This is a genomic window from Proteus sp. G2673, from assembly GCF_009915125.1.
Taxonomy (GTDB): Bacteria; Pseudomonadota; Gammaproteobacteria; order Enterobacterales; family Enterobacteriaceae; genus Proteus; species Proteus penneri.
This window is the reverse complement of record NZ_JAABLT010000011.1, coordinates 17,634-28,225: the sequence shown is the minus strand read 5'-3', so window position 1 is coordinate 28,225 and position 10,592 is coordinate 17,634. Positions and strand designations below refer to the sequence as shown.

Sequence of the window (10,592 nt, the reverse complement as noted above, 5' to 3'; positions counted from 1 at the left end):
CACATAACACGTATCTCTTAGGTAAGGAGGTGATCCAACCGCAGGTTCCCCTACGGTTACCTTGTTACGACTTCACCCCAGTCATGAATCACAAAGTGGTAAGCGCCCTCCCGAAGGTTAAGCTACCTACTTCTTTTGCAACCCACTCCCATGGTGTGACGGGCGGTGTGTACAAGGCCCGGGAACGTATTCACCGTAGCATTCTGATCTACGATTACTAGCGATTCCGACTTCATGGAGTCGAGTTGCAGACTCCAATCCGGACTACGACAGACTTTATGAGTTCCGCTTGCTCTCGCGAGGTCGCTTCTCTTTGTATCTGCCATTGTAGCACGTGTGTAGCCCTACTCGTAAGGGCCATGATGACTTGACGTCATCCCCACCTTCCTCCGGTTTATCACCGGCAGTCTCCTTTGAGTTCCCGCCATCACGCGCTGGCAACAAAGGATAAGGGTTGCGCTCGTTGCGGGACTTAACCCAACATTTCACAACACGAGCTGACGACAGCCATGCAGCACCTGTCTCAGCGTTCCCGAAGGCACTCCTCTATCTCTAAAGGATCCGCTGGATGTCAAGAGTAGGTAAGGTTCTTCGCGTTGCATCGAATTAAACCACATGCTCCACCGCTTGTGCGGGCCCCCGTCAATTCATTTGAGTTTTAACCTTGCGGCCGTACTCCCCAGGCGGTCGATTTAACGCGTTAGCTCCAGAAGCCACGGTTCAAGACCACAACCTCTAAATCGACATCGTTTACAGCGTGGACTACCAGGGTATCTAATCCTGTTTGCTCCCCACGCTTTCGCACCTGAGCGTCAGTCTTTGTCCAGGGGGCCGCCTTCGCCACCGGTATTCCTCCACATCTCTACGCATTTCACCGCTACACATGGAATTCTACCCCCCTCTACAAGACTCTAGCCAACCAGTTTCAGATGCAATTCCCAAGTTAAGCTCGGGGCTTTCACATCTGACTTAATTGACCGCCTGCGTGCGCTTTACGCCCAGTAATTCCGATTAACGCTTGCACCCTCCGTATTACCGCGGCTGCTGGCACGGAGTTAGCCGGTGCTTCTTCTGCGGGTAACGTCAATTGATAAAGGTATTAACTTTATCACCTTCCTCCCCGCTGAAAGTACTTTACAACCCTAAGGCCTTCTTCATACACGCGGCATGGCTGCATCAGGCTTGCGCCCATTGTGCAATATTCCCCACTGCTGCCTCCCGTAGGAGTCTGGGCCGTGTCTCAGTCCCAGTGTGGCTGATCATCCTCTCAGACCAGCTAGAGATCGTCGCCTAGGTGAGCCTTTACCTCACCTACTAGCTAATCCCATATGGGTTCATCCGATAGCGCAAGGTCCGAAGAGCCCCTGCTTTGGTCCGTAGACGTCATGCGGTATTAGCCACCGTTTCCAGTAGTTATCCCCCTCTATCGGGCAGATCCCCATACATTACTCACCCGTCCGCCGCTCGTCAGCAAGAAAGCAAGCTTTCTTCTGTTACCGCTCGACTTGCATGTGTTAGGCCTGCCGCCAGCGTTCAATCTGAGCCATGATCAAACTCTTCAATTAAAAGTGTTTGATGCTCAAAGAAATCGAAAACTTAGCTATTCATAAATGAATTTACTTTTGTTGTTCACTCTTCAAGACTTGATACATCTAATATTTTAGAAGATATCGTCTCTGCGAGTGCCCACACAGATTGTCTGATAATTTGTTAAAGAGCAGTGCAACATTCGCTGCCGTTTCCGGTCTTCTGCGTTGTTGCGAGGAGGCGTATATTACGCTATTCCCCTGAAGAGTCAAGAGTTTTTTCAAACTTTTTTCTTTTCTCTTCACTGTCCTGCGTGGCTTGTTGTTTGCTCATCGCCGGTCAGTGGATGCGCATTATAGGGAGATCTCGGATTAGCGCAAGTGTTTATTTCAATTTTTTTTCCGTTCGTTCTCTTTTTGAACTTTGCGTCTATTTTTGATACGGAAAAACTCTATTGCGGGTAAAAAATATACACTTTATATTGTTATTGTCTATTCGGTATATTCTATCAATCATACTTTATTGCTTTACTTTCTCTTTTATTATCTATTTTTATCGTCATTCATTATAAAAATCATGGCTCTCGCCAGCTCCCCCCATCCACTGCTATTCTTTTCTTATTATAAAGTGAAACTAAGTACGAGGTTAAATTATGGGAAAATCAACAATCAGAAATTACTTACACCTTTCGCCTTCTATTGATAAAGATGTTTTTATTGATGAAACCGCAACGGTCATTGGAGATGTGCGTATTAGTGAAGATGTCAGTATCTGGCCAATGGTTGTTATTCGTGGTGATGTGAATTACGTGAGTATTGGGAAAAGATCAAATATCCAGGATGGTTCGGTTCTTCATGTTACTCACATCTCACCTAATACTCCTGAAGGTTTTCCTCTTATTATTGGTGATAATGTTACTGTTGGGCACAAAGCAATGCTACACGGATGTACGATCGGAGATCGTGTATTAGTAGGAATGGGTTCTATTTTACTTGATGGTGCAATTATTGAAAACGATGTAATGATTGGTGCGGGTAGTTTAGTTCCTCCAGGAAAGCGACTTGAAAGCGGTTTTCTTTATTTAGGAAGTCCTGTGAAAAAAGTTCGCCCTCTTTCACCAGCAGAAATAGAGCACTTTGTCTATTCTGCTAATAATTATGTCGGATGGAAAAACAACTATTTAGCCAATCATCAATCTGCCATTGACAAAGAATAGATAGGATAGAGAGTTGATAACTCATACTCTGTTACCAACTCTTCAAATTCTTCTTCAATGTCCCAACGATTTTGTTTAAATAATAAAAGCCCCTCACCAACGCCAAAACGCTTAATAAGCTCTTGCTCTGTAATTTGACAATCAAAAAGCATTCCGTTGATCATTATAGGGAACAGAACACTCCTATTCTCAACTAGCCATATTTCACGATCTGGAAATTGAATAGATTGGTTCATTGATTCAATCGTTCTCTTAATACATTAAGGACAGGATTAATATCTGGTACAAGTTCATACCACAATTCAAATGCATAAGCTGCTTGTCCTACTAACATACCTAACCCATCTGATAAACGCGTACTTCCATGTTTTAATGCGTTATATAAAAATGAAGTCATTCCGGTTTGATAATAAAGGTCATAGCATGCTGTTTCAAAACCATAAACATCATTAGGAATAGGTGGTAAATCATTAGTCATACTAGATGCCGATGCATTTATAATTAAATCGTAATGTCTATCAGCAACCTCTTCAGCGGCGATTGCTCTGATCGTTCCAAATTGACTAAACTCTTTTACTAATTGCTCAGCTTTAGCAAATGTGCGATTGGTTAAAGTAATATCACAATCGTAATCAAGTAATGGAAGTAATATTCCTCTTGTTGCACCACCAGCGCCAATAACTAAGACTGATTTAACCTTATTAGGTACAATAAAATCAAGCCTTGCTAAATCTAGAATAAGTCCTTGCCCATCAGTATTATCACCAAGAAATGATCCATCTTCTAATTTAACAATAGAGTTAACTGCACCACATGCTTTTGCCCTATCAGTTAATTTATCCACAAAACGGAATGCATCTTCTTTAAAAGGAACGGTAACATTAGCACCTCGCCCTCCATTAGAAAAAAAATGCGAGGCGGTTTTATCAAATTCACCTAAAGGAACCAGTAGGCGTCCATAGCCATACTCTATTCCTGTTTGTTTTGAAAAAAATTGGTGAATGAAAGGAGACTGACTATGCTCGATAGGATTCCCCATCACTAAATATTTTTCCATCACAATCACCCTTGTCGGTACAATTCACCCGTTAATGCATCTCGGATTTCAGAAGGATTCTGTCTACCACCAACATTCCCTTCAACAATAGGAATTGTGTCCTCAAATTGTTCTCTTACTTCTTCAACTGTACGGCATGGTGGTAATCCACTTAAGTTAGCACTCGTTGAAACTAAAGGTTTTCCATAAGCCAAACATAGCTCTTTAACAACTGAGTGATCTGTTACTCTCACGGCTAAAGAATCAAATTTCCCAGTTAACCACTTTGGCGTCGTTGATTTAGCAGGAATAACCCATGTAACAGGCCCCGGCCAAGATGCAAACATTCGATCTCGTTGAGTTTGTGTTAATGCACTATCGTCAATATAAGGTTTCAGTTGCCCATAGTTATCAGCAATTAAAATTAGTCCTTTTTCAATTGAACGTTGCTTTAACATTAATAGTGCCATAACAGCCTGCTCGCTATCAGGATCACAACCTACCCCAAATACAGCTTCTGTTGGATATGCGATAACTTTATTATTTTTTAATGCTTCTATAATAGTATTACTTACAGGTGATGCTTCGTTATTCATGTTCTTCTCTTTTTGTTTTTTGTTGCTTTCCACATAATTTGCTGGCGCACACTAATCTTACTCCTTGAGAAGACCTTTTTTCCATCAATAATGGATAGTGGCAATGTTCGCATTCACCATTAATAGGTTTGTTATTTAATACAAATTGGCATTCTGGATATTGGTTACAAGCATAAAATGTCTTACCAAACCGAGATTTACGTTGTAATAGTTTTCCTTTTTCACATTGAGGACAAGGTATAACTGTTTCATCAGGTTTATCAATTTGTTCTATATGTTCACACTCAGGGTAATTGCTACAACCAATAAACATCCCAAATTTACCTTGACGTAAAACTAAATCAGCACCACAGCACTTACAAGGTTGACCTTCCAAAACTTTAATAATTTGCCCATCACCTTGTGGTTTCAATGTTTTAATATAGTGGCAATCAGGATAAGCAGAGCATCCTAAAAAAGGGCCATGTCCTCCATTTTTCATCACTAATGCGCTGCCACATTCAGGGCATTTTTCCTGTTCAGGTTGCTGTGTAAACGGCATATTCTTTGCCATTATTTTACCTCATTACACTTATTCCAATCGAGTATAACCACCAGCCACAATAGCGACTTTTTTAATAAGCTCAAGTTCTAATAAAAGAGGAGCTAATGCAGAAGTTGATAATCCACTAGCCTGAGCAATGATATCAATAGGTAGCGTTTTATTAAAATGAAGCAAAGGCAAGATCACATCCATCGCTTGTTGTTGTTCGGATGTAAATTGCTCTATTTTAGACTCTCGTTTTTTATTATTAATAAGCGTTGTATATTCTTCTGTTATTAGTTTTTGTCGATGTTCATTATCACAAGTAAGCCACTGCAAAGAGCTATTTAAATATTCTAGGATATCTTCTGGTGAAGATGCTAAATTTGCACCTTGCTTAATAAGCTGGTGATTACCTTCAAAATGAGCATCACCTAATAATCCAGGTAACACAAACAACTCTTTACCTTGTTGCAAAGCATAATTTGCTGTTATTAAAGAACCACTTTTAATTCCTGCTTCTACAATAAGCAGTGCAGTACTTAGGCCACTAATAATCCGATTACGTTGAGGAAAATAGCGTGCTAAAGGTGGTGTCATAGGTAAATGTTCAGAAATAATAAGGCCTGATTCTTTTATTTGTGTTGCAAGAGTACGATGGAATGACGGATAAATCTGTTCTAAACCGCTTCCTAGTACAGCAATAGTAATACCATTGCTTTTTAATGCGCTTCGATGCCCAATACCATCAATGCCTTGAGCTAACCCACTTGTAATTGTCAGTTCTTTCTTTACTAATTCCTGAGCAAAATAAGTTGCCCATTTGGAACCATATTGTGTAGCAACTCTACTTCCAATTAATGCAATTTGTGTGCTTTTTAAATGCTGCCGGTTTCCTGCAACAAAAAGCAAAAGTGGCGGTGATGAAATTTGCTTTAATAAAGATGGATAATCTGAATCTGTAATCGTTAATAATGATGATTCGTTTTTATCTAACCACTTTAATGTATCAGTGACAGCATTTGCAGAAAGTCTTAAGAATTGATGACTTTGCTGTTCTGAAAGACCACAACCTATTAATAATTTTTGATTTAACTGAGTCAAAGATTGTAGATATTTTGCAATTTGAATCGCTTTATTAACAGGTAGTCTTGAAACAGCATTAAGCCTGATCCATATTTCTCTAGCATCCATGCATTATCCTAATATTGTTTTTAACAAACAAGGTGAGTGTGGAACACACCAAATACTGTCAATCTAGACAATAAATGTCTAGAATAGACGTTAAATCCTATTCACATTTTAGAAACAGTCCGAATAAATTATGGCAGTGTTACACGTATTACATTATCCAGACGAGCGCCTTCGCACGATTGCAAAACCAGTCGAAAAAGTTGATGCCGAAATTCAAAAAATTGTCGATGATATGTTTGAAACAATGTATTTGGAAGAAGGTATCGGTTTAGCCGCGACACAGGTGAATATTCACCAGCGCATTATCGTCATTGATGTCTCTGAAACAAGAGATGAAAGACTGGTATTAATAAACCCAGAACTTCTTGATGCCAACGGTGATACAGGCATAGAAGAAGGCTGTTTATCTATCCCAGAACAGCGTGCTTTTATTCCTCGTGCAGAACATGTAAAAGTAAGGGCCCTTGATTACAACGGTCAGCCTTTTGAGTTAGAAGCTGATGATTTATTAGCTATCTGTATTCAACATGAAATGGATCATTTAGTTGGTAAGCTATTTGTAGATTATTTATCTCCATTAAAACGCCAACGCATCCGTCAAAAAGTTGAAAAACTCGATAAGCTAGATAAAAAAAGAGCTAAAGCAGGACAGTAACAGTTAATTTGAAACAGGAAGGAAACGTGTCTGATTCATTACGTATTATTTTTGCGGGAACACCCGATTTTGCGGCTCGACATTTAGCTGCATTATTATCAACCCAACATCGTGTGGTGGGAATATTAACACCTCCAGATAAACCCGCAGGAAGAGGTAAGAAACTGACTATTAGCCCTGTCAAAGAACTGGCATTAGCTCATGATATTCCTGTTTATCAACCAACCTCTTTAAAACCAGAAGAGAACCATGAATGGATAGTGGCACAACAAGCAGACATTATGATTGTTGTCGCTTATGGCATGATTTTACCTAAAGCCGTTCTTGAAATACCGCGTTTAGGCTGCCTTAATGTGCATGGTTCTCTCCTTCCTAGATGGCGTGGCGCTGCACCAATTCAACGCTCTTTGTGGGCCGGAGATAAAGAAACGGGCGTTACCATTATGCAAATGGATATTGGTTTAGATACAGGTGATATGCTGTATAAAGCGTCCTGCCCAATTACGAATGAAGATACCAGCGCATCCCTGTATGAAAAGCTTGCAGAACTTGGTCCCAAAGCTCTAACAACTACTTTAGATCTCATTACCTCGGGTAAAGTAAAAGCTGAAAAACAAGACGATAATTTAGCGAATTACGCACAAAAATTATCTAAAGAAGAAGCAAAAATTGATTGGGCATTATCAGCAGAACAGATTGAACGTTGCATAAGAGCATTCAATCCATGGCCAATGAGCTTTTTCATGTTAGACGGGCAACCTGTAAAAGTATGGAAAGCACAAGCTATTGCAGATAATACCAATCGACTTGCAGGAACCTTATTAAAAGCAGATAAAACGGGTATTTATATTGCGACAGGTAATGGCATTCTAAATATCACTGAGTTGCAACCATCAGGTAAGAGACCTATGGCTTCTGCTGATTTCTTAAACTCCAAGAGAGATTGGTTCACTCCTGGAAAAGTCATTCAATAATAATTCTAAGCCCTGATATCTAATATTATTATCAGGGTTTTCCTTTTTTCACGCCAATGTAATGCATCTCTGGCGCTAATTATTAAACGTCAACTCATCATGAAAACGTCATACAACTTACGTAGCATTGCAGCTAAAGCAATTAACCAAGTATTAGATCAAGGGTTATCTCTAAGTACTGTCATACCAGAACTTCAGAAAAATATTTCAGACAAAGATAAAGCCTTGTTGCAAGAAATCTGCTTTGGCGTATTACGTACATTGCCACAATTAGAATGGATTATTCAGCAACTCATGGATAAGCCATTAAAAGGTAAACAACGTATTTTACACTACCTTATTATGGTTGGTTTATATCAGCTTCTTTATACACGCATTCCTGCTCACGCAGCTTTAGCTGAGACAGTAAATGGTGCTGTTGCACTAAAAAAACCACAGTTAAAAGGATTGATTAACGGTGTGTTACGTCAGTTTCAACGCCAACAGGATATCCTTAATGAACGTTTTCAAAATAGCGAAAATCGTTTTCTTCATCCATCATGGCTACTTGCTCGCATCAAAAAGGCTTATCCTGAACAATGGATGAATATTATTGAAGGCAATAACCAAAAACCACCAATGTGGTTACGTGTAAATCAGCGTCATCACTCTCGAGAAGACTATTTAACATTACTTGAAAATGAAGAAATTCCCGCTATTGCTGATAACAGCCACCCTTTCGCGATCCGTTTAGAAAATCCATGCAACGTGAGCCTGCTTCCTGGATTTGCTGATGGTTGGGTAACAGTGCAAGATCGTTCAGCTCAACGTTGTGCTGAATTATTAGCACCAGAAAATAAAGAGCAGATCCTTGATTTATGTGCAGCGCCAGGTGGTAAAACAACACATATTCTAGAGATAGCTCCTCAAGCTCAAGTACTCGCTATTGACATAGATGAACAACGTTTAAAACGAGTAAAAGAAAACCTTACCCGTTTAAAACTTAATGCAGTCGTCAAAAGTGGTGATGGTCGTTATCCTGAAAAATGGTGTGCCGGCATGCAGTTTGACCGCATTTTACTCGATGCACCATGCTCAGCAACAGGTGTTATCCGTCGTCACCCTGACATAAAATGGCTTCGTCGTAATGACGATATTGAGCAATTAGCTCAAATTCAAAAAGAGATCCTTCACGCTATTTGGCCATACCTAAAATCGGGTGGCACGTTGGTGTATGCAACCTGCTCTATTTTACCAGAAGAAAATAAACAACAAATTGAAGCATTTTTAGCATCAACGAAAGATGCACAATGTGATTATCAGCACCAATGCTTACCAGAAGAAGAAGGTGGCGATGGTTTCTTTTATGCATTGATCAAGAAAATATGATCTTGTGATAAAAGATGATATCAGTTCTAAAAAACGCTACTATTTCAACGCAAGATCATCAAGATCTTGCGTTTCTTTTCTATTTGTTAATCGAATACTTTGAGAAATTACGATGAAAATTATTATCTTAGGCGCTGGTCAAGTAGGTGGTACTCTCGCTGAAAATCTTGTCGGGGAGAATAATGATATTACTGTCGTTGACACTAATGCAGATCGCTTACGCCAACTTCAAGATAAATTCGATTTACGAGTAGTCAATGGACATGGATCTCACCCAAGGGTCTTAAGAGAAGCAGGTGCTGAAGATGCAGATATGCTGGTTGCCGTCACCAACTCTGACGAAACCAATATGATAGCGTGCCAAGTTGCTTACACTCTGTTTAATACACCCAATAAAGTTGCTCGAATACGTGCCTCTGAATTTGTTCGTGAAGCAGACAAACTCTTTCTCCCAGAAGCTATTCCCATTGATTATTTAATCTCACCAGAGCATTTGGTTATTGATTATATTTATAAATTAATCCAATACCCTGGTGCCTTACAAGTTGTTAATTTTGCCGATGGCCAAGTCAGTATTGTTGCGGTAAAAGCGTATTATGGTGGTTCTCTCGTTGGGAATGCGTTATCAACATTGCGTGATCATATGCCACATATTGATACACGCGTTGCAGCGATTTTTCGTCAAGATAGACCTATCCGACCTCAAGGCTCCACAATTATTGAAGCTGGAGATGAAGTTTTCTTTGTTGTCGCATCTCAGCATATTCGCGCAGTAATGAGCGAATTACAACGATTAGAAAAACCTTATAAACGCATCATGATTGTTGGTGGTGGTAATGTCGGTGCTGGTTTAGCTGCGAGATTAGAAAAAGATTATAGCGTCAAGCTTATTGAACATAATCAGCAACGTGCAACAGAACTGGCTGAGCTACTCCATGACACCATCGTTTTTTATGGTGATGCATCAGATCAAGAACTTCTTGCTGAAGAACATATAGAACAAATCGATGTCTTTATCGCACTGACTAATGATGATGAGGCCAATATTATGTCAGCGATGTTAGCCAAAAGAATGGGCGCAAAAAAGGCGATGGTACTTATTCAACGTAGTGCTTATGTTGATTTAGTCCAAGGAGGGGTTATTGATATTGCAATATCACCACAACAAGCAACTATTTCTGCACTTTTAGGCCATGTACGTAAAGCAGATATCGTTAGTGTTTCATCATTACGACGAGGTGTTGCAGAAGCAATCGAAGCTGTGGCACATGGTGATGAAAATACATCGAAAGTTGTTGGTCGCCGTATACAAGATATAAAGCTACCACCTGGAACCATCATTGGTGCAATTGTCAGAGAGCAAGATGTTATTATTGCGAACGCAAGTCACTCTATAGAACAAGGGGATCATGTAATTATGTTTATTACTGATAAAAAATATGTCCCTGAAGTTGAAAAACTTTTCCAACCTAGCCCATTTTTCTTATAAAACCACGTAGAAAT

Annotated in this window: 10 protein-coding genes and 1 rRNA gene; 5 read left to right on the top strand and 6 right to left on the bottom strand. The window is 39.9% G+C overall.

Annotated elements, in window-relative coordinates; genetic code table 11:
- Positions 1 to 22 precede the first annotated feature (22 nt).
- Positions 23 to 1,565 (bottom strand): 16S ribosomal RNA (locus GWI59_RS06605).
- A gap of 614 nt (positions 1,566 to 2,179) precedes the next feature.
- On the opposite strand from GWI59_RS06605, the gene GWI59_RS06600 reads away from it, so the two are divergent.
- The gene (locus GWI59_RS06600) at positions 2,180 to 2,743 is read left to right on the top strand and encodes a gamma carbonic anhydrase family protein (protein WP_109399211.1); all 564 of its coding nucleotides are present in this window, start codon (positions 2,180 to 2,182) and stop codon (positions 2,741 to 2,743) included.
- On the opposite strand, the gene GWI59_RS06595 is transcribed toward GWI59_RS06600, so the two are convergent.
- The 5 genes from GWI59_RS06595 to dprA are packed head-to-tail and all read right to left on the bottom strand — an operon-like array spanning position 2,719 to position 6,092.
- The gene (locus GWI59_RS06595) at positions 2,719 to 2,979 is read right to left on the bottom strand and encodes a DUF1488 domain-containing protein (RefSeq protein ID WP_072062978.1); all 261 of its coding nucleotides are present in this window, start codon (positions 2,977 to 2,979) and stop codon (positions 2,719 to 2,721) included. The genes GWI59_RS06600 and GWI59_RS06595 overlap by 25 nt on opposite strands.
- Entirely contained in the window at positions 2,976 to 3,800 is an 825-nt protein-coding gene (gene aroE, locus GWI59_RS06590) for a shikimate dehydrogenase (protein ID WP_072062979.1), read from the bottom strand. The genes GWI59_RS06595 and aroE overlap by 4 nt, the downstream gene beginning before the upstream one ends.
- A gap of 5 nt (positions 3,801 to 3,805) precedes the next feature.
- Positions 3,806 to 4,375: an L-threonylcarbamoyladenylate synthase type 1 TsaC gene (tsaC, locus tag GWI59_RS06585; RefSeq protein ID WP_006535526.1), complete on the bottom strand. Its 570-nt coding sequence runs from the start codon at positions 4,373 to 4,375 to the stop codon at positions 3,806 to 3,808.
- Positions 4,368 to 4,928, bottom strand: a complete 561-nt coding sequence (locus tag GWI59_RS06580; protein ID WP_072062981.1) for a topoisomerase DNA-binding C4 zinc finger domain-containing protein — start codon at positions 4,926 to 4,928, stop codon at positions 4,368 to 4,370. The genes tsaC and GWI59_RS06580 overlap by 8 nt, the downstream gene beginning before the upstream one ends.
- An 18-nt stretch (positions 4,929 to 4,946) precedes the next feature.
- Positions 4,947 to 6,092, bottom strand: a complete 1,146-nt coding sequence (gene dprA, locus GWI59_RS06575; protein WP_006535524.1) for a DNA-processing protein DprA — start codon at positions 6,090 to 6,092, stop codon at positions 4,947 to 4,949.
- 130 nt (positions 6,093 to 6,222) lie between these two features.
- Between dprA and def the strand changes: the two genes are divergently transcribed.
- The 4 genes from def (at position 6,223) to trkA (ending at position 10,578) form a co-directional block, all read left to right on the top strand.
- Positions 6,223 to 6,747 (top strand): peptide deformylase, encoded by a 525-nt coding sequence (def, locus tag GWI59_RS06570; protein ID WP_006535523.1) that lies wholly within the window; start codon positions 6,223 to 6,225, stop codon positions 6,745 to 6,747.
- Between the two features lie 26 nt (positions 6,748 to 6,773).
- A complete protein-coding gene (gene fmt / locus GWI59_RS06565) occupies positions 6,774 to 7,721 on the top strand; it encodes a methionyl-tRNA formyltransferase (RefSeq protein ID WP_161724282.1) in 948 nt (315 codons plus the stop codon).
- Between the two features lie 99 nt (positions 7,722 to 7,820).
- The gene (gene rsmB, locus GWI59_RS06560) at positions 7,821 to 9,089 is read left to right on the top strand and encodes a 16S rRNA (cytosine(967)-C(5))-methyltransferase RsmB (protein WP_109848577.1); all 1,269 of its coding nucleotides are present in this window, start codon (positions 7,821 to 7,823) and stop codon (positions 9,087 to 9,089) included.
- 112 nt (positions 9,090 to 9,201) lie between these two features.
- Positions 9,202 to 10,578, top strand: a complete 1,377-nt coding sequence (gene trkA, locus GWI59_RS06555; protein ID WP_069368788.1) for a Trk system potassium transporter TrkA — start codon at positions 9,202 to 9,204, stop codon at positions 10,576 to 10,578.
- Positions 10,579 to 10,592 lie beyond the last annotated feature (14 nt).

Coding starts and splice junctions, on each gene's coding strand:
- dprA (WP_006535524.1), bottom strand. CDS start 6,092: ATGGATGCTAGAGAAATATGGATCAGGCTTAATGCTGTTTCAAGACTA.
- def (WP_006535523.1), top strand. CDS start 6,223: ATGGCAGTGTTACACGTATTACATTATCCAGACGAGCGCCTTCGCACG.
- trkA (WP_069368788.1), top strand. CDS start 9,202: ATGAAAATTATTATCTTAGGCGCTGGTCAAGTAGGTGGTACTCTCGCT.
- GWI59_RS06580 (WP_072062981.1), bottom strand. CDS start 4,928: ATGGCAAAGAATATGCCGTTTACACAGCAACCTGAACAGGAAAAATGC.
- GWI59_RS06595 (WP_072062978.1), bottom strand. CDS start 2,979: ATGAACCAATCTATTCAATTTCCAGATCGTGAAATATGGCTAGTTGAG.
- tsaC (WP_006535526.1), bottom strand. CDS start 4,375: ATGAATAACGAAGCATCACCTGTAAGTAATACTATTATAGAAGCATTA.
- GWI59_RS06600 (WP_109399211.1), top strand. CDS start 2,180: ATGGGAAAATCAACAATCAGAAATTACTTACACCTTTCGCCTTCTATT.
- rsmB (WP_109848577.1), top strand. CDS start 7,821: ATGAAAACGTCATACAACTTACGTAGCATTGCAGCTAAAGCAATTAAC.
- aroE (WP_072062979.1), bottom strand. CDS start 3,800: ATGGAAAAATATTTAGTGATGGGGAATCCTATCGAGCATAGTCAGTCT.